16 protein-coding genes are annotated in these 17,502 nt (G+C 59.7%); 10 read left to right on the top strand and 6 right to left on the bottom strand.

What is annotated here, in order from left to right; all coding sequences use genetic code 11:
- Nucleotides 1-227: 227 nt before the first annotated feature.
- Nucleotides 228-2,501, bottom strand: a complete 2,274-nt coding sequence (locus JT51_RS07895) for an NADP-dependent malic enzyme (RefSeq protein WP_037310450.1) — start codon at nucleotides 2,499-2,501, stop codon at nucleotides 228-230.
- A gap of 184 nt (nucleotides 2,502-2,685) precedes the next feature.
- On the opposite strand from JT51_RS07895, the gene JT51_RS07890 reads away from it, so the two are divergent.
- The 7 genes from JT51_RS07890 (at nucleotide 2,686) to upp (ending at nucleotide 9,079) form a co-directional block, all read left to right on the top strand.
- Nucleotides 2,686-3,384, top strand: coding sequence for a hypothetical protein (locus JT51_RS07890; protein ID WP_037310447.1), 699 nt, complete (start codon nucleotides 2,686-2,688; stop codon nucleotides 3,382-3,384).
- Nucleotides 3,353-4,450: a cupin domain-containing protein gene (locus JT51_RS07885; RefSeq protein ID WP_037310444.1), complete on the top strand. Its 1,098-nt coding sequence runs from the start codon at nucleotides 3,353-3,355 to the stop codon at nucleotides 4,448-4,450. The genes JT51_RS07890 and JT51_RS07885 overlap by 32 nt, the downstream gene beginning before the upstream one ends.
- A 104-nt stretch (nucleotides 4,451-4,554) precedes the next feature.
- Complete coding sequence (locus tag JT51_RS07880) at nucleotides 4,555-4,947, top strand: cytidine deaminase (protein ID WP_037311914.1); 393 nt, start codon at nucleotides 4,555-4,557, stop codon at nucleotides 4,945-4,947.
- 4 nt (nucleotides 4,948-4,951) lie between these two features.
- On the top strand, nucleotides 4,952-6,259 hold the full coding sequence (locus JT51_RS07875) for a thymidine phosphorylase (protein WP_037310441.1): 1,308 nt from the start codon (nucleotides 4,952-4,954) through the stop codon (nucleotides 6,257-6,259).
- Nucleotides 6,256-7,467, top strand: a complete 1,212-nt coding sequence (locus tag JT51_RS07870; protein WP_037310438.1) for a phosphopentomutase — start codon at nucleotides 6,256-6,258, stop codon at nucleotides 7,465-7,467. Before JT51_RS07875 ends, JT51_RS07870 begins: the two co-directional genes overlap by 4 nt.
- A complete protein-coding gene (locus JT51_RS07865) occupies nucleotides 7,464-8,450 on the top strand; it encodes an adenosine deaminase (protein WP_037310435.1) in 987 nt (328 codons plus the stop codon). Before JT51_RS07870 ends, JT51_RS07865 begins: the two co-directional genes overlap by 4 nt.
- Nucleotides 8,447-9,079, top strand: a complete 633-nt coding sequence (gene upp / locus JT51_RS07860) for a uracil phosphoribosyltransferase (RefSeq protein ID WP_037310432.1) — start codon at nucleotides 8,447-8,449, stop codon at nucleotides 9,077-9,079. Before JT51_RS07865 ends, upp begins: the two co-directional genes overlap by 4 nt.
- Nucleotides 9,080-9,085: 6 nt before the next feature.
- Here the strand turns inward: upp and JT51_RS07855 are convergent, their stop codons facing one another.
- On the bottom strand, nucleotides 9,086-10,099 hold the full coding sequence (locus JT51_RS07855) for a hypothetical protein (protein ID WP_037310428.1): 1,014 nt from the start codon (nucleotides 10,097-10,099) through the stop codon (nucleotides 9,086-9,088).
- 152 nt (nucleotides 10,100-10,251) lie between these two features.
- On the opposite strand from JT51_RS07855, the gene JT51_RS07850 reads away from it, so the two are divergent.
- The 3 genes from JT51_RS07850 (at nucleotide 10,252) to JT51_RS07840 (ending at nucleotide 12,767) form a co-directional block, all read left to right on the top strand.
- A complete protein-coding gene (locus tag JT51_RS07850; protein WP_037311912.1) occupies nucleotides 10,252-11,187 on the top strand; it encodes a DMT family transporter in 936 nt (311 codons plus the stop codon).
- Nucleotides 11,184-11,834: a sulfotransferase family 2 domain-containing protein gene (locus JT51_RS07845; RefSeq protein WP_037310425.1), complete on the top strand. Its 651-nt coding sequence runs from the start codon at nucleotides 11,184-11,186 to the stop codon at nucleotides 11,832-11,834. Before JT51_RS07850 ends, JT51_RS07845 begins: the two co-directional genes overlap by 4 nt.
- Nucleotides 11,835-12,092: 258 nt before the next feature.
- Nucleotides 12,093-12,767, top strand: coding sequence for a Hint domain-containing protein (locus JT51_RS07840; protein ID WP_235216157.1), 675 nt, complete (start codon nucleotides 12,093-12,095; stop codon nucleotides 12,765-12,767).
- Nucleotides 12,768-12,833: 66 nt separating this feature from the next.
- Here the strand turns inward: JT51_RS07840 and JT51_RS07835 are convergent, their stop codons facing one another.
- The 4 genes from JT51_RS07835 to JT51_RS07820 are packed head-to-tail and all read right to left on the bottom strand — an operon-like array spanning nucleotide 12,834 to nucleotide 17,378.
- Nucleotides 12,834-15,035: a 3-hydroxyacyl-CoA dehydrogenase NAD-binding domain-containing protein gene (locus JT51_RS07835; RefSeq protein WP_037310419.1), complete on the bottom strand. Its 2,202-nt coding sequence runs from the start codon at nucleotides 15,033-15,035 to the stop codon at nucleotides 12,834-12,836.
- Nucleotides 15,032-15,517, bottom strand: coding sequence for a cupin domain-containing protein (locus tag JT51_RS07830; RefSeq protein WP_037310415.1), 486 nt, complete (start codon nucleotides 15,515-15,517; stop codon nucleotides 15,032-15,034). The genes JT51_RS07835 and JT51_RS07830 overlap by 4 nt, the downstream gene beginning before the upstream one ends.
- Nucleotides 15,517-16,728 carry an acetyl-CoA C-acetyltransferase gene (locus tag JT51_RS07825; protein ID WP_037310413.1) on the bottom strand — a complete coding sequence of 404 codons (1,212 nt, stop codon included), beginning with the start codon at nucleotides 16,726-16,728 and terminating at the stop codon, nucleotides 15,517-15,519. The genes JT51_RS07830 and JT51_RS07825 overlap by 1 nt, the downstream gene beginning before the upstream one ends.
- An 11-nt stretch (nucleotides 16,729-16,739) precedes the next feature.
- Nucleotides 16,740-17,378: a glutathione S-transferase family protein gene (locus JT51_RS07820; protein ID WP_037310410.1), complete on the bottom strand. Its 639-nt coding sequence runs from the start codon at nucleotides 17,376-17,378 to the stop codon at nucleotides 16,740-16,742.
- Nucleotides 17,379-17,502 lie beyond the last annotated feature (124 nt).

Here is a 17,502-nt window from a genome sequence, read left to right as displayed (position 1 = left end):
TTCCCTGGACAATTTGTTAGGTGGCCGTAGGGGAACGCACAAGCAACAGAAATGACGGGGCGTCACTTTATCGCAAATTATTTGCAGAGCGGGCGACTTTCCCCTGCAAATTTTTGCAAAACGCTTTTTGTGGGTGACGTTAGGGTGCAAGCGAAAGCCGGTTTGCAAATGTGCAAACCGGCCCGTGCAAATATGCGCGTGTACCCCGGGAATCGGGGCGGGATGACTTATCCGTAGTGCGCCACCGGCGTACCTGCGATTGCTGCCATGTTCAGCAGCCCGCGCGCCGTGATCGACGGCGTCACGATATGGGCCTTGTTGCCCATACCCATCAGGATCGGCCCGACCTCTAGCCCGTCGGCTTTCATCTTCAGGATATTGCGCACACCGCTGGCTGCATCCGCGTGCGCAAAGATCAGCACGTTTGCAGCCCCTTCCAATCGCGAATTCGGGAAAATCCGCGACCGCAATTCAGGATCAAGCGCCAGATCCAGATTCATTTCACCCTCATAGGTGAAATCGCGCGGCTCGGAATCGAGAATATCTATGGCCGCCCGCAACCGTTTCCCTGATCCTTCGGCCTGATTGCCGAACTGAGACTGCGAACAGAAGGCGATCTTGGGCTTCAGCCCGAACCGGCGTACGTGCCGGGCAGCCCCGATCGTAATCTCGGCCAACTCTTCTGGCGTCGGCAATTGCCGTACATGGGTGTCGGCAATGAACAATGGCCCGTCTTCCAGAACCATCAACGACAGCGCGCCATGCGGATGCAATTCGCTATCGCCCAGCACCTGTTCAATATAGTTCAGGTGCCAGCGATATTCGCCGAATGTACCGCAGATCATGCTGTCAGCCTCGCCGCGTTGCACCATGATCGCGCCAATCGCCGTGCTGTTCGTACGCATGATCGCCTTGGCCAGATCGGGGGTGACACCCCGGCGCTGCATAAGGTCATGGTACGAGTTCCAGTAGTCATAATACCGGGGGTCGTTTTCGGGGTTCACGATCTGGAAATCCTCGCCGGGGCGCACGGTCAGACCCAACCGTTCACAGCGCGACCCGATCACATCCGGGCGTCCGATCAGAATGGGTGTTTCGGTGGTTTCCTCAAGAATGGCCTGTGCCGCGCGCAAAACCCGCTCGTCCTCGCCCTCGGCAAACACGATCCTGCGCGAGGCGACGGCGGCGGCCTCGAACACGGGGCGCATGATCAGGGCGGATTTGAACACGGTCTGGTTCAGACGTTCCTTATAGGCCTCGATGTCGTCGATCGGGCGCTTGGCTACGCCGCTGTTCATTGCCGCCTTGGCAACAGCCGAGGACACAACGCCCACAAGGCGCGGATCAAATGGTTTCGGGATCAGGTAGTCCGGGCCAAATGTCAGCTGCTCTCCCTTATAGGCAGCGGCGGCCTCGGCGCTGGTGGTGGCGCGGGCCATGTCGGCAATGCCGTCCACGCAGGCGATCTGCATTTCGTCATTGATCTGGGTCGCGCCCACATCCAGCGCACCCCGGAAGATGAAGGGGAAGCAAAGAACGTTGTTGACCTGATTGGGGAAATCGCTGCGTCCGGTTGCGATGATCGCATCGGGTGCAACCTCGCGCGCGGCTTGCGGCATGATTTCCGGGCTCGGGTTGGCCAGCGCAAAGATGATCGGGCGCTTGGCCATCTTCTCGACCATTTCGGGTTTCAGAACATTGGGACCGCTCAGGCCAAGGAACAGATCGGCATCGCCGATCACATCGTCCAGCGTACGCAGGTCCGTTTTCTGCGCAAACTGATCCTTGTGCGGGTTCATATCCTCGGCGCGGCCTTCATAGACCAGCCCATGAATATCGCACAGCCAGATATTTTCGCGTTTGACGCCCAGCTTTACCAACATGCTGAGGCAGGCGATCCCAGCGGCCCCCCCGCCGGTGGACACAACCTTGATGTCCCCGAAATTTTTCCCGGCGACATGCAACGCGTTCTTGGCGGCCGCGCCGACAACGATGGCCGTGCCGTGCTGATCGTCATGAAACACCGGAATGTTCATCCGTTCGCGGCACAGTTTTTCGACGATAAAACAATCAGGGGCTTTGATGTCTTCCAGATTGATCGCACCAAAGGTGGGCTCCAGAGCGCACACAATATCCGCCAGCTTTTTGGGATCGGGTTGATCCACTTCGATGTCGAAACAATCAATTCCGGCAAATTTCTTGAACAGGACCGCCTTTCCCTCCATCACCGGTTTCGAGGCCAGCGCGCCAATATTGCCCAGCCCCAGAACCGCCGTCCCGTTCGAGACAACACCAACAAGGTTCCCACGCGCCGTATAAAGCTCGGCGTTGGATGCGTCGGCCTTGATTTCCAGACTGGCCTCGGCCACGCCGGGTGAGTAGGCCCGCGCCAGATCGCGACCGTTGGCCATTGGCTTTGTGGCCTTGATCTCAAGCTTTCCTGGTTTGGGGTGGGCGTGATAGTCAAGCGCGGCCTGCCGCAAGCTGGGTGTGTCAGACATCGGCGATTCAGCTCCCTTCCGAATTTTGATTTAGGGTTAAACCATTTCTGGCAGCTTGGCTACGTCGCGTCATTTTGCAACAGATCATGACCCTCACCCAAGTGTTGGTTGAATTCTGTCGCAAAACATTTACCTTCCGGAAACTTCGGATAACTGGCAGGCGACACAAGCGCGGAATACAGGCATGAGCTATAAAGACGGATTTCAGGCAGGGACTGCGTTCCCGGCAACCAACGTGTCCTTTGGCACGGATCGTTTTGCGTTCCGCGCGGCGTTGGTGCTGGCAGCTTTGGTTTTGTGTGTCATTTCGATCTGGCCGGTTCAGGCCTCGGCCTTTAATCAGGAAGGCGGGTTGATCGAAACTGGTTCGGCTGCGGCATTGCTGGTTGCTGCTGCGGCAGCGTTGTACCGGTATCGCGGGATCAGCCGGTTGTATATCGGCGTGGTCTTGCTGTTGCTGGCTGAGCGAGAGCTTGAGGCCGATGTTTATGCCACGGACAGTGTCCCGTACTTTATTCTGAACGGTCTGGATGTGGCGCTGGACATGACACTTGTGCGTGTTGCGCTGGCGGTCATCGTGCTGGGCGGGGTTGTCTGGCACGGGGTTCCTAACGCATGGCGGGCGCTAAAGGAACGCGCGCTGTTTCTTTTGGTGTTCTTCCTGGCCGGTATGTCGGCTGTTGTCGCGCAGGGCCTCGAAGAGGTCAGCAGCGCCTTTGGCGACGGGATGACACAAGTTATGATAACGCGTTTGTTCGTGCTGGAAGAAACGCTTGAGATGTTCTTTTCAATTGGCATTTTGGCCGCCGTTCTGATCGGATGGCCAAAATCCAAGGCTGATGAGACATCAAATGAGCAAATCGCAAACGCGGACCTGCGCTGAAATCCGTCTGCCGACGCAGGAACTGCGCGGCGATATCCCGTTTTACACCAAGGTTCTGGGGATGCGGATGGATATGATCTATCCCGCCGATGACCCGCGTGTGGCCGTCTTTTCCGGCCATGGCCTGCGGTTGCGGATCGAAAAGGATGCACCCGAAGCCCCCGGAACGCTGCGCATCCTGACGGAAAACCCGGATGGGTTTGCGGATGGTCAACGCAGCCTTGTGGCCCCCAATGGCACACGGGTTGAGATTGACGAACTGAACCCGCCACTGGTCATGCCGGATACTGTGCATTCCTTTGTCGTGCGCAGGCTCAAGGATCAGGCACCATGGATCATCGGACGGGCCGGAATGCATTACCGCGATCTGGTGCCGGACCGGCTGGGCGGGTCGATCATCGCCAGCCATATTCGCATTCCCGACGGTGGCCCGGTGCCGGATATGGTGCATTTCCACAAGGTCGGGTTTCAGCTGATCTTCTGCATCCACGGCTGGGTCGATGTGGTTTACGAGGATCAGGGCGACAAGATGTGCCTGACGGCGGGCGATTGCTTTATCCAGCCGCCGGAAATCCGCCACCGCGTGCTGGAGGCGTCGGACAACGTTCAGGTGATCGAGATCGGCGTTCCAGCCGAACATGTCACCGAGATTGATCACGAGATGGAGCTGCCCACCCCCCACCACCGCCCGGATCGGGAATGGCAGGGCCAGCGTTTCGTCTTCAATCAGGCCGAAGGGGCTGAATGGGGCCCATTCCGCCTGCCGGGCTTTATCTGCCGAGATACAACAATTGCCAAAAACACCAAAGGTGTCGCCGGGGTGCAGGTCGTGCGCAAGGGGCAGGGGGATCCTGTCTGGGCCGCGCATGATACGGATATCCACTTTACCTTCGTGATGAATGGTGCGGTCACGCTTGAGGGCGAGGGTCGTGATCCCTTCCGGCTTGAGCAGGGCGATGCCTTCGTCATCCCACCCGGAATGCGCACCCGGCTGGCCGATCCCTCGGACGATGTCGAACTGCTTGAGATTACGCTGCCCGGTACGTTCAACACAGCGCTGGGATAAGAGGATTTTGGCGCAGGAATCTTGATGCCGGGGCTTCAACTCCCCGTGTGCTTTCATTTAGGGTATGTCTTTCTGACCAGATGATCAAAAATTGGGGAATCGCCATGACTTTGAAAGACGCAGCGCTGTCCGTCCGGGAAAAAGCCTATGCACCCTATTCCAATTTCAAGGTCGGCGCGGCAATCCGGTCTGCGTCTGGCGTGGTTTATGCAGGGTGCAACGTGGAAAACGTAGCGTACCCCGAAGGCACCTGCGCCGAGGCCGGGGCCATCGCGGCAATGGTCGCCGCTGGTGAGCAATCCCTCAGCGAGGTCTACGTCGTCGCCTCATCCCCGCAACCGGTGCCGCCCTGTGGCGGGTGCCGCCAGAAACTGGCCGAGTTCGGCACGCCCGATGTTAAGGTGACCTTGGCCTCGGTCGACGGAGCCGAGGTTGAGACCACCATCGGAGACCTTTTGCCGGGCGCATTTGATGCCTCGCACATGGAGGACGCCTGAGCCTATGGATGCCCGTTCGATCATCGCAAAGCTGCGCCGGAACGCGGTCCCGACCAGTCAGGAGTTATCGTGGTTCGCCCAGGGTCTGGCCGATGGCGGCGTCAGTGACGCGCAGGCCGGGGCTTTTGCCATGGCCGTCTGTATGGGCGGGTTGGGTGCGCAGGGGCGCGCCGACCTGACCGTTGCCATGCGCGACAGCGGGGATGTTCTGAACTGGGATCTGGACGGCCCGGTGATCGACAAGCATTCCACCGGCGGGGTGGGCGACAGTGTCAGCCTGGTGCTGGCACCCGCACTGGCAGAACTGGGGGCCTATGTCCCGATGATCTCGGGGCGTGGGCTTGGACATACCGGCGGAACGCTGGACAAGCTTGAGGCCATTCCGGGCGTCAACACCCAGATCGGGCATGAGCGCCTGACCCAGATTCTGCGCGATACCGGTGCGGCCATCGTTGGCGCAACGGGCCAGATTGCGCCAGCAGACAAGCGGCTTTATGCGATCCGCGATGTGACGGCGACGGTGGAAAGCCTGGACCTGATCACCGCGTCGATCCTGTCCAAAAAGCTGGCCGCCAGCCCCGAGGCGTTGGTGCTGGACGTCAAGGTCGGCTCTGGCGCTTTCATGAAGACAATCGAGGATGCGCGCAAACTGGCGCAGGCGCTGACCGAGACGGCAAATGCCGCAGGTTGCCGAACATCGGCGGTGATCACCGACATGCATCAACCGCTGGCCCCGGCGCTGGGCAACGCGCTGGAAGTGGCCGAAGTGATGAATGTGCTGACCCGGTCGCATTATGCGCCGCTGGCCGAAATCTCGGCTGAGCTGGGCGGCGTCTTGCTGGCCGATGCCGGGATGTTCGCCACCGCCGACGAAGGGCGCGACAGGATCACGGATGTTATTCGCACGGGCCGCGCCGCCGAACGCTTTGGCCGTATGATGGCGGCCGTCGGCGGACCGTTACACTTTGTCGAGGATTGGTCGCGCTATTTGCCCGAGGCGAGCGTGATCCTTGAAGTTCCAAGCCCAACCGCCGGATATATCTCGTCAATCAATGGTGAGGCGCTGGGCCTTGCGGTGGTTGCGCTGGGCGGCGGGCGGCAAGTTGAAAACGATGTGATCGACCCGGCGGTTGGCCTGTCTGGCATTGTGCGTCTGGGCGACAAGGTCGACAAGGGTGCCCCCCTGGCCGTGGTTCACGCCGCCCGCGAAGACGCCGCGCAACAGGCAGCGGAAAATGTCCTGCGCGCCATTACGGTCGGGGAAGATGCGCCGATGGTTCCCACTCTGGTCCATGAAAGGATTTTACCGTGACCCGCGCGTTTGTGGTGGTGATGGATTCGGTCGGCATCGGCGGTGCGCCGGATGCGGATCGGTTCTTTAATGGTGCGATCCCCGATACCGGCGCAAACACGCTGGCTCATATCGCGCAGGCCTGTGCCGAAGGGCGTGCCGAGGATGGGCGATCAGGCCCGCTGCACCTGCCCAATCTGGACGGGTTGGGGCTGGGGGCTGCGACGCGTTTGGCCTCGGGCGCGGAAACGCCGGGGTTGAAGGCCACGCCTGCGGGGCTTTGGGGCTGCGCGCGCGAACATTCACCGGGCAAGGATACGCCTTCGGGCCATTGGGAATTGGCTGGGCTACCGGTGCCATGGGATTGGCGCTATTTCCCGGACACGACGCCGTCTTTCCCTGCCGATCTAACCCGCGCCGCCGCCGAGGCCGCCGGAGCGGATGGTATTCTGGGCGATTGCCACGCCTCGGGCACTGCCATCATTGCCGAATTGGGGGCCGGGCACATGCGGACCGGCTGGCCGATCTGCTATACCTCGGCCGACAGCGTGTTTCAGATCGCCGCGCATGAGGAGAGCTTTGGCCTCGACCGTCTGTTGGATATGTGCCGGGCATTGGCCCCGCGCCTGCATGAGATGAAGGTGGGGCGCGTCATCGCGCGGCCCTTTGTCGGCACGCCCGAGGATGGCTTCACCCGCACCACAAATCGCAAGGATTTTGCCATCCTGCCGCCTGCACCGGTTTTGACCAACTGGGTGCAGGATGCCGGACGGCGCGTTCATGCGGTGGGAAAGATCGGCGACATCTTCTCGATGCAGGGGATCGACACGCTGCGCAAGGGGTCTGATGCCGAACTGATGGGCCATCTGTCCGATCTGGTTGACGAGGCCGAAGACGGCAGCCTGGCCTTTGCCAATTTCGTCGAGTTCGACAGCCTTTACGGCCACCGCCGCGACATCAGTGGCTATGCCCGCGCCTTGGAGCGGTTTGACCATGAGATCGGCGTGATCCTGCAAAAATTGCGCCCCGGCGACCTGATGCTGCTGACCGCCGATCATGGCAACGATCCCAGCTGGATCGGCACCGATCACACGCGCGAACAGGTTCCCGTGCTGATCGCCGGGCAGGGCGCCAGGCAGATCGGTGCGGTCAACTTTGCAGATGTGGCCGCCAGCATCGCCCATCACCTGAACATTCCGGCACAAGGGCCGGGGAAGAGTTTTCTATGACCGTCGCAGACCTGCCCAAAATTGAATTGCACCTGCACCACGAAGGCGCAGCCCCGCCCGCATTCATCCGCCAGCTGGCGCATGAAAAGCGCGTTGACCTGAGCGGTATCTTCTCACCGGATGGTGGCTATGACTTCCGTGATTTCGCGCATTTCCTCAGCGTTTACGAAGCCGCCTGTGAGGTGCTGAAATCGCCCGAGGACTTTCGCCGTCTGACGCTGGCCATCTTCGAAGAAAGCGCGGCGAATGGAGTGGTTTATTCCGAGACCTTCCTCAGCCCTGATTTCTGCGGTGGCGGGGATGTGCAGGCGTGGAAGGATTATCTGAGCGCCATTCAGGATGCCGCTGATGAGGCTGAACAAAAGTTCGGCATCACCCTGCGTGGTGTCGTCACCTGTGTCCGGCATTTCGGACCAGAACAAGCAAAGATCAGCGCCCGCTGTGCCGCCGAAACCGCCGGTGACTGGATCACTGGGTTTGGCATGGGCGGCAACGAATCCATCGGTGCGCAGGGCGATTTCAAATGGGCCTTTGATTGCGCGCGCGAAGCTGGATTGCGCCTGACCACCCATGCAGGTGAGTTCGGCGGCCCCGAAAGTGTACGGGATGCGATCCGTGATCTGGGGGTTGAACGGATAGGCCACGGTGTTCGTGCCCAGGAAGACCCTGATCTGATCCACGAACTGGTCGACCGTGATATCACGCTTGAGGTCTGCCCGGGCTCGAACGTGGTTCTGGGCCTGTTTCCCGATTTCGACGCCCATCCGATTGCAAAGCTTAGGGATGCAGGCGTCAAGGTCACGGTGTCCACCGATGACCCGCCGTTTTTCCATACCACCATGCGGCGTGAATATGAGATGCTGAACAAAGCCTTCGGCTGGGAGGCCGAGGATTTCGCCGCCCTCAATGAAACGGCCCTTGCGGCTGCCTTTTGCGATGATGACACCCGCGCGCGGGTCAAGAAAAGACTGGAGAGAACATGAGCGAACACCTGACTGTTGTTGATCACCCGCTGGTTCAGCACAAACTGACGCTCATGCGGGACAAGGGCACATCCACCGCCGTTTTCCGTCAGTTGCTGCGCGAGATCACCTTGTTGCTGGCCTATGAGGTCACGCGTGAGCTGAAGCTGACCACCCGCCATATCGAAACCCCGATGGAGGAGATGGACGCCCCCATTCTGGCCGGCAAGAAGCTGGCGCTGGTGTCGATCCTGCGTGCCGGGAACGGGATGCTGGACGGGGTACTGGAACTGATCCCGTCGGCCCGTGTGGGGTTCGTCGGGTTGTACCGGGATGAAGAGACGCTGAAGCCGGTACAATATTACTTCAAGGCCCCCGAAGGGCTGAAGGATCGTCTGGTCATCGCCGTTGATCCGATGCTGGCCACCGGCAACAGTTCGGCCGCAGCGATTGATCTGCTGAAAGAGGCGGGTGCCACCGATATCCGTTTTCTGTGTCTTCTCGCCTCACCCGAAGGGGTGGCGCGCATGAAAGAGGCGCATCCGGACGTCCATATCGTAACGGCTGCGCTGGACCGAGAATTGAATTCAAAGGGCTATATCATGCCCGGCCTCGGCGATGCTGGTGACCGGATGTTCGGCACCAAGTAACCCGGCCTATTCGCCGCAGATATTCTGCAGCCGGACCCAATCGCGGTCCGGCAGAACCTGTTGCAGGGGGCGACCCGCCATCGGGTCGGCCTCGATCAGGCCTATGACTGCCTCGCCCGTGACGTCGACCGCATAGGCATAGGGTGTCGAAGGTAACGCAGCCTGGGCGAATACAGCCAGCAATTCCTGATCCGGTATCGAAGGGCGCGGCTCGGACAGCACCTGTTCGGTATAATTGTCGACAATTTGGGGTGTCAGTTCCCCGGTGGTCAACAGACGAAATGCCGTTGTGACCCCGGTGCGATCCATCAGATCGTCCAGCGGGTCCTGCGCCTGTGTCCACGCGCGCTCGGCAATGATGTACCCTGCCGCGACCGAGGGATCCTCGTGATCTTCGACCAGCGCCCGGTTCAGCAGAACGATCCCGCCCGGCAGCCCAAGGCTGGTTTGCACCCCGGCAGGCAGGATAATGATTTTGCGCACCCCGGTCCGCTCTGCCAGCTTGTCCAGAGTGTCCTGCGCGTCCTCTGATGTGCAGGCTTTGCCCGATACCCGTTCAATGCGCTGCAGGATCGCGTCGCCTATATCGTGACGCTTGATTTCGGGAAAGACCGATACGACGTGGTTCTGCAAGGCCGCAGGCATCCACAGCAACAGCAATGCGGCAACAGCGGCAACCACACCGGCCACGCTGAGCCAACGCAATCTGCCGGGATGGGGCCGCGCCCGGTCGATGGCGCGTTGCAGGCGGTCTATGGCCTCGATCATTGTGGTTTCAGTTTCAGCCAGTTCCAGCGTTTCCTCCGGGTCGCCGTCGGGATGGAAAATGGCCGGAAAAACGCCCGGATTGTGACGCTCAAGCGCGGCCAGAGACCAATGGGTCAGTGCCCGGTCATTGAAATCCGAGATTGTCAGGGTGGCCTCTCCGATGGATACCACGACCTCGCGCCGTTGTACGTCGGGCGAGGGGCGCCACAGACCGGTGGCTTCGATCCGTTGGTACTGTTTCAGTGCCGTCATCTGAATGAGGTTTGCTCGTAATTATTTTGCCTCAGCTTAGCATGGCAATTTCGCCGGGCGCAAACCTGTTGCGCCGTTATCTAAAAATGTGCTGGATATCATGACGTGCGGAAATCCATGTACCGCGTGTTTCATCAATTCCGGGGTAAATGATGCAGGCGGACAATCACACCTCACCGGTATTGGCCTCGGTGCTGATGGTCAGCGCGATGGCGATCATCGGCGTGATCGACAACGTGGTGATCCTGTTGGCCGATACGATCGGCCTGTGGCAGTTCCACCTAAGCCGTGCTGTCTTGATGTTGCCGTTGATTGTCGGGCTGTCGCTGCTGGGGCTGGGCAGCTTGCGCCCGCAACGCATTGGGCCGGTGATCTTGCGCAGCGTTCTGATTACGCTGGCGATGTTGTTCTACTTTGCCTCGCTGGCCTTGATGCCCATTGCGCAGGCGCTGGCGGGTCTTTTCACCTCACCGATATTTGTTCTTTTGATCTCGGCTTTTGCATTGAATCAACGGATCGGGCCATGGCGCGTTTTGGCCGTGTTGATTGGGTTCGCGGGTATCTTGTGCGTGTTGCAGCCCAACCCGTATGAGTTTGACGCGCGCAGCCTGCTGCCGGTGGCCGGGGGGTTGTTCTATGCGCTCAGCGCGATCATCACGCGCACCCATTGTTCCCAGGAAAGTACGGTGGCCTTGCTGGCGGCCATGATCACCATTCTGGGATTGGCGGGTGCGCTTGGTCTGGTGGTGGTCTCTGTGTTTCCATTTGCCGTGCCTGACGGACCCGAGGGGTTCGTGACCCGAGGCTGGGTCTGGCAGATGCAATCCGCCTTGCCTTGGATCGCGATACAGGCGATCGGCTCGACGGTTGCCGTATTCATGCTGATCAAAGCTTATCAGGTCGGAGAGCCATCATATGTGGCCGTGTTTGAATATGCGGTCATGATCTTTGGCCCGTTGTTCGCCTGGGTCGCCTTTGGGCAAGAGATCGGCGTGATGCAAATCTCGGGGATCGTTCTGATCGCCTCGGCCGGAGTTTTGCTTGGCTGGCGATCCAGACGCGCAACTGCGCAGCAGGGGGTCGCGTGATTATTTCCCGCGGGCGGTCTTATGTCTTTGTCCACATCCCAAAGACAGGGGGAACCTCGCTGTCGCTGGCGCTGGAACAGCGCGCGATGAAGGATGACATTTTGCTGGGCGACACGCCCAAAGCCATCAAACGCCGACGTCGTGCGAAATCACTGACGGCAAGGGGGCGGTTGTGGAAGCATTCGACCCTTGCGGATATCGACGGGGTGCTGTCGGTCGAAGAATTGGACCAGTTGACGGCGTTTACGCTGGTCCGAAACCCGTGGGACAGGGTCGTCAGCTATTACCACTGGCTCAGGGCGCAAAGCTTTGACCACCCAGCTGTTCCATTGGCCAAAACACATTCTTTCGAAGATTTCGTCCTGCATCCGGCCATGTTGCGCTCACTCACTGACAACCCGGCCCGGCGTTACATGACCCGCGCGGATGGTGTTGAACAGTGCCAGTTTTTTATCCGGCTGGAACATTTCGAACAGGATGCGGCCCCCTTGTTTGAACATTTGGGTTTCAGGTTTTCCTTACCCCGGATCAACCGGTCGGACCGTTCGGAAGATTACCGGGCCTACTGTACGCCCCAGGCATCTGATGCCGTTGCAAAGGCCTGTGCCGAGGATATTGCCAGATTCGGGTATGACTTTGACACTTAGGGTAAAATCGTTTCCAAAAAACGCTCAATACTAAATCTAACGGGTATTCTGTTAACTGATTGGGCGTAAAATTCAGCGTTCGGGGCGCAAATCTGGCCCAAGTATGTCAGAAATAAGACGCATCCTGCTATCCCATGCTAGTTTTAATACGTTGTTTGAGTGTGCCTAAAAGTGGTGGGGCAAGTGCAGAAAGTAATGAGTGTTATGGGTATTGCAAACTGTCCAGAAAGTCTGGACCAGAATGAGCCGCGCCTTTCGTTGAATGCGCGCAGGGGGGGACTTGTTCACGGAACTAAGGTCGCCACATCCCGTGGTTGGAAGCCGGTTGAACTGATCCGGGCAGGGGATCATGTGCGGACGTTGGAAAACGGGTTCAAAACGGTGTCACGGGTGTCTTCGGATTGCATATCGGTTCCCACGGATGAGGCCAATATTGAAAACCTGCCAGTCCGGCTACCATCGAACGTGGCGTATAACGGACGTCCGGTGTGGCTTATGCCAGAACAGGGCGTGGCGTTGGGCAGCACCAGATTAGAGAGTGATCCGATCACCCTGCCGGTCAGCTTTCATGTTGTTCCTGCCCGGGTTCTAAGTGGGTTGTTCCGCATCAAGTCGGATACGCCGGCCTCGTATTTTGATGTCACCACACTGTTCTTTGGCGACGACGAGGTGATCTATATCGAAGGCGGATTGCGCGCCTTTTGTCCATCGGGCCGCTTTGGATCTTCGGGCGGCGCCTCTTACAATGTCGCAGATTCTGATGCTGCGGCAAACTGGGCTAGACGGATCGGTGACCGGGGTGACATATCTGTCATTGCAAGTTCGCTGGGGGCGCTTCCGGCACCGATCCTGCAAGATTCCATTATGCCGATAAGACCGGTCCTGGGCGCACGTCGCCCCGGTCGCCCGGGTCGTCCGGCCTCAATGGTCTAAACAGCGGCCCGAACCTTGGACGGTGGGAAAACGCTGGCGCAGTGTTTCTGCGCCAGCGTTGTTTTTTCAGGCTGCTTTTGCCTCGGGGTCGAAACGCCCATAGAACGTCTGGCCTTTCTCGGCCATCTCACGCAACAGCGGCGGGCAGGTAAAGCGGTCGCCGTATTTTTCTGACAGTTGGTCACAACGCTCGGCCGCGTAGGGTGCGCCGATGATATCCAGCCAGCTTAGCGGTCCGCCCGACCATGGGGCAAAACCCCACGCCAGGATCGCGCCCACGTCGGCCTCGCGGATGTCTTCCACAACGCCCTCTTCCAGCGCGCGGACCGCTTCCAGAACCTGCGAGAACATCAGACGTTCCTGCACTTCGATCAGGTCGGGTTGTTCTGCGGCCAGCGGATACTTGTCCTGCATCCCCTTCCAATAACCCTGACGCTTGCCCTTTTCGTCGTAGTCAAAGAACCCAGCCTTGGATTTGCGTCCCAGACGCCCCTGTTCCTCCATCCAGAAGATCAGATCGTCCGCGCCGCTTTCGGGATAGGCATCGCCCATCGCGGCTTTGGTCGCGCGGGCAATCTTGGCGGCCAGATCAATCGAGGTTTCGTCGGTCAGGGTGATCGGTCCAACCGGGAAGCCCAGCTGACGCGCGGCGTTGTCGATCAACACGGGGCTGATGCCCTCGGTCACCATCCGCGCGCCTTCGTTCAGGTACGGGATGATGCAGCGGTTGCAGTAGAAGAAGCGTGCATCGTTGACCACGATCGGCGTCTTGCGGATCTGACGCACATAATCCAGCGCCTTGGCGACCGCGCGATCACCGGTTTCCTTGCCCTTGATGATTTCGACCAAAAGCATCTTCTCGACCGGCGAGAAGAAGTGGATGCCGATAAACTGCTCGGGGCGCACGCTTGCCTGGGCCAGATCGGTGATCGGCAGGGTCGAAGTGTTGGACGCAAAGATGCAATCCTCGGGGATGATCGCCTCGACCTTTTTGGTCATCTCGGCCTTGACAGAGGGGTCCTCGAACACCGCTTCGATGATCAGGTCGCAACCTTTCAGCTGATCCAGATCCGGGGTCGCGGTGATGCGGCCCAGCATGGCCTCTTTCTTTTCGGCCGTGACCTTGCCGCGTTTCATACCTTTGTCCAGATACGTCTCGGTATAGGCCTTGCCTTTGTCGGCGGCGACTTGATCACGGTCGATCAGAACCACTTCCATTCCGGCCTGAGCTGAAACCAGCGCGATACCCGCGCCCATCATGCCCGCACCCAGAACGCCGATTTTCTTGACCGACTGATCGGAGATACCAGCAGGGCGCACAGCCCCTTTGTCCAGCGCTTCCTTGTTCAGGAACAGCGACTGGATCATCGCGCCCGAGGACGGGTTCATCAGAACGGTGGTGAACCAGCGGGCCTCGATCCGCAGGGCGGTGTCGAAATCAACCAGCGCGCCTTCGTAGACCGCGCTCAGCAGGGCTTTGGCGGCGGGGAAGGCACCTTGGGTCTTGCCGTGCACCATGGCGGATGCGCCGACAAAGTTCATGAAACCGGCAGGGTGATAGGGCGCACCGCCGGGCATCTTGTACCCCTTGGCGTCCCAGGGTTTGACAATATCAGTGTCCTTGGCGTTCAGAACCCATTCTTTGGCTGCGGCCATCGGGTCAGCGGCAACCTCGTCGATGTAACCTGCTGCCTTGGCTTTGTTGACGTCCAGCATCTTGCCTTCCAGCAACAGCGGTGCGGCTGCAATTGCGCCGACCTTGCGGACCATACGCGTGGTGCCACCTGCGCCGGGGAAGATACCCACCAGAATTTCAGGCAGGCCATACTTGGCCTTGGGGTTTTCGCCCGCAAAGATGCGATGCGTCGACAGCGGCAGTTCCATGCCGATACCGGCGGCGGTGCCGGGCAGAACGGCGGCGATGGGTTTGCCGCCCTTTTTGGTCTTGGCATCCATGCCTGCCAGTTCGATCTTGCGCAGCAGGGCGTGGATATCCATCGTGCCGTCAAACAGACCTTTGGCGGGGTTGTCTCCGGCCTCGTCTTTCATCGCGGCCAGCAGGTTCAGGTCCATGCCGCCGGCAAAGGAGCCCTCTTTGCCGCTGGTCAGGATGACGCCTTTGATCTCATCGTCGGCCAGCGCCTGATCAATGCACTCGCTCAACTGCTTCAGCCCGTCAAAGGACATCACGTTCATTGACTTGCCGGGAACATCCCAGGTGATGGTTCCGACGCCATCTGCGTCTTTGGTCAGGGTAAACTCGGTCATCCGTCGTCTCCAATCTGGTCAGCCGTCAGCGGGCTGCCATCCTTGCGGGTGAAGGAGAATCCGTTCTCATCATCCTTCACCATCATGTCTATATCGCTGTAAAAGCCGGTCTCGGTCGGGGTCCGTGTGCCCACTACCAAAAAGGTTGCGGGCGCATCGGTCTTGTTCATCAGGTGATGGCCGTTGGCCTCACCTGCCGGGAAGGCGGCGCAGTCGCCGGGCTGCATCTCATGCTCGCCATCGTCGTCGATCAGGGTGCAGGTGCCACTGAGAACAATGGCAAACTCATCCTGCTGCATATGGTAGTGCCGCAATGAGGACAGCCCCTGCGGTTCCAGCCGCACGATGTTGACGCCGTATTGGGTCAGCCCGCCCGCATCGCCAACGCGCTGAACAAAGCGGCCATCGCCCGCCCTGGCCAGCTTACCGGGATAGTCCGAGCCACCCTGAAACGGGATCTGAGAGAGATTCAGCTTGGGCATCAGACCCGCTCGATGATTGTTGCCGCTCCCATACCGGATGCAATGCACAACGTCGCCAGACCGGTTTCTTTATCCTGACGCTCAAGCTCGTCCAGCAGGGTGCCGATGATGATGGCGCCGGTCGCGCCCAGCGGGTGACCCATCGCGATCGAGCCGCCGTTCACGTTCACCAGTGCCGGATCGACGTCAAACGCTTGCTGGAACCGCAGCACGACCGAGGCAAAGGCTTCGTTCACTTCGAACAAGTCCAGATCGCCGATCTTCATGCCGTTGTCCGCCAGAATCTTTTCGGTCACCGGAACCGGGCCGGTCAGCATGATGGTCGGGTCGGTACCGATCTTGGCGGTTGCCTTGATGCGGGCACGTGGCTTCAGGCCGTATTTCTCGCCGAATTCCTTGTTGCCGATCAGAACCGCAGCTGCACCGTCCACGATGCCCGAGCTGTTGCCCGCGTGGTGGATGTGGTTGATCCGCTCAAGATGCGGGTATTTCAGCATTGCCACCTTGTCGAAGCCGGGCATCTGCTCACCCATCATCTGGAATGCGGGGTTCAGCGCGCCAAGGCTTTGCATGTCGGTGCCGGGGCGCATGTATTCGTCGCGGTCCAGGATGGTCAGGCCGTTCTGGTCCTTGACGGTGATCACCGACTTGTCAAAACGGTTCTCTTCCCACGCTTTTGCCGCGCGTCTTTGCGATTCCATCGCCAGCGCGTCGGCCTGATCACGGTCGAACCCGTACTCGGTTGCGATGATATCGGCCGAGATACCCTGCGGTACAAAATACGTCTCCATCGCCAGCGTGGGGTCAACGGCAATCGCCGCGCCGTCGCTGCCCATGGCCACGCGGCCCATCATTTCAACGCCGCCCGCGATATAGGCGTCGCCTGCGCCGCCCTTGACCTGGTTTGCTGCCAGGTTCACGGCCTCCATCCCCGACGCGCAGAAACGGTTGATTGCCAGGCCCGGGATCGACTGATCCAGATCCGAGGCCAGAACCGCCGAGCGTGCCAGACAGCCGCCCTGTTCCATCACTTGCGTGACGTTGCCCCAGATCACGTCTTCGACGGCGTGGCCTTCCAGATTATTACGCTCTTTCATCGCGTTCAGGGTTTGGGCTGACAGCCGCACCGAGGTTACCTCGTGCAGGCTGCCATCCTTGCGGCCCTTACCGCGCGGGGTGCGCAGGGCGTCATAGATATAAGCTTCGGTCATGGGTCTTCTCCTTAAGCTCGATCCGGCGCTGTGCCGGGCATCAGGTCGTATGGGGCTTTCCAGCCGGGCTGCTCGGATAGCCGAGTCATCCAGGCGTCGATATGGGGCCAGTCGGCGCGGTCAAAGCCGAATGGTTCCGGGTAATACAAATAGCCGCAGCAGCTGAGGTCGGCGTTGGTCACGCCGTCGCCAACAATCCAGTTGCGGCCTTTCAGGTGGTCGTTCAACACCTGATACGCGGCTTTCAAACGCCCTTGATTAAAGGCGATCACATCCGCGTTGCGGTGTTCTTCGGGCAGAAAGTTCATCAGGAACCGGGTCATGCCCGCCATTGAGCTGAGCTTGTGGTTGTCCCACAGGACCCAGCGGAGGATGTCATAGTTCTCTTCCCGGGTTTTGCCGCCGAACTTGCCGGATTTTTCGGTCACATAGGCCTGAATGGCCCCGGACTGGCTGGTGCGGAAATCACCGTCGATCAATACAGGCGCCTCGCCCATTTCGTTGACCTGGGCGCGATAGTCGGGGGTCCGGGTTGCACCGTTAAAGAAATCAACGAATACCGGCTCCCACTCCAGCCCTGACAGTTCCAACGCCAGGGCGGCTTTGTAAGAGTTCCCGCTTTCTCCAAAGCAATGAAGTCTGATGGTCATGCAACTGCCCCTCCCAAGGCGTGCGTAGTTCGGTCGAAACTGAGTAGTTCGGAAAAGACGAAGGGGCAGGGGCGTCTCACTGCGTCATCTTTTCGAAAATACTCCGGCCGGGGTGTCCGGTTTT

Source organism: Ruegeria halocynthiae (assembly GCF_000743705.1).
GTDB lineage: Bacteria > Pseudomonadota > Alphaproteobacteria > Rhodobacterales > Rhodobacteraceae > Ruegeria > Ruegeria halocynthiae_B.
Note: the sequence above shows the minus strand (reverse complement) of the source record. Positions and strands in the feature narration are given on the sequence as shown.

What these genes read in the sequence shown, in the direction of transcription:
- JT51_RS07895 (WP_037310450.1), bottom strand. Translation starts at nt 2,501, where the DNA reads ATGTCTGACACACCCAGCTTGCGGCAGGCCGCGCTTGACTATCACGCC.
- JT51_RS07890 (WP_037310447.1), top strand. Translation starts at nt 2,686, where the DNA reads ATGAGCTATAAAGACGGATTTCAGGCAGGGACTGCGTTCCCGGCAACC.
- JT51_RS07885 (WP_037310444.1), top strand. Translation starts at nt 3,353, where the DNA reads ATGAGCAAATCGCAAACGCGGACCTGCGCTGAAATCCGTCTGCCGACG.
- JT51_RS07880 (WP_037311914.1), top strand. Translation starts at nt 4,555, where the DNA reads ATGACTTTGAAAGACGCAGCGCTGTCCGTCCGGGAAAAAGCCTATGCA.
- JT51_RS07875 (WP_037310441.1), top strand. Translation starts at nt 4,952, where the DNA reads ATGGATGCCCGTTCGATCATCGCAAAGCTGCGCCGGAACGCGGTCCCG.
- JT51_RS07865 (WP_037310435.1), top strand. Translation starts at nt 7,464, where the DNA reads ATGACCGTCGCAGACCTGCCCAAAATTGAATTGCACCTGCACCACGAA.
- upp (WP_037310432.1), top strand. Translation starts at nt 8,447, where the DNA reads ATGAGCGAACACCTGACTGTTGTTGATCACCCGCTGGTTCAGCACAAA.
- JT51_RS07855 (WP_037310428.1), bottom strand. Translation starts at nt 10,099, where the DNA reads ATGACGGCACTGAAACAGTACCAACGGATCGAAGCCACCGGTCTGTGG.
- JT51_RS07850 (WP_037311912.1), top strand. Translation starts at nt 10,252, where the DNA reads ATGCAGGCGGACAATCACACCTCACCGGTATTGGCCTCGGTGCTGATG.
- JT51_RS07835 (WP_037310419.1), bottom strand. Translation starts at nt 15,035, where the DNA reads ATGACCGAGTTTACCCTGACCAAAGACGCAGATGGCGTCGGAACCATC.
- JT51_RS07830 (WP_037310415.1), bottom strand. Translation starts at nt 15,517, where the DNA reads ATGCCCAAGCTGAATCTCTCTCAGATCCCGTTTCAGGGTGGCTCGGAC.
- JT51_RS07825 (WP_037310413.1), bottom strand. Translation starts at nt 16,728, where the DNA reads ATGACCGAAGCTTATATCTATGACGCCCTGCGCACCCCGCGCGGTAAG.
- JT51_RS07820 (WP_037310410.1), bottom strand. Translation starts at nt 17,378, where the DNA reads ATGACCATCAGACTTCATTGCTTTGGAGAAAGCGGGAACTCTTACAAA.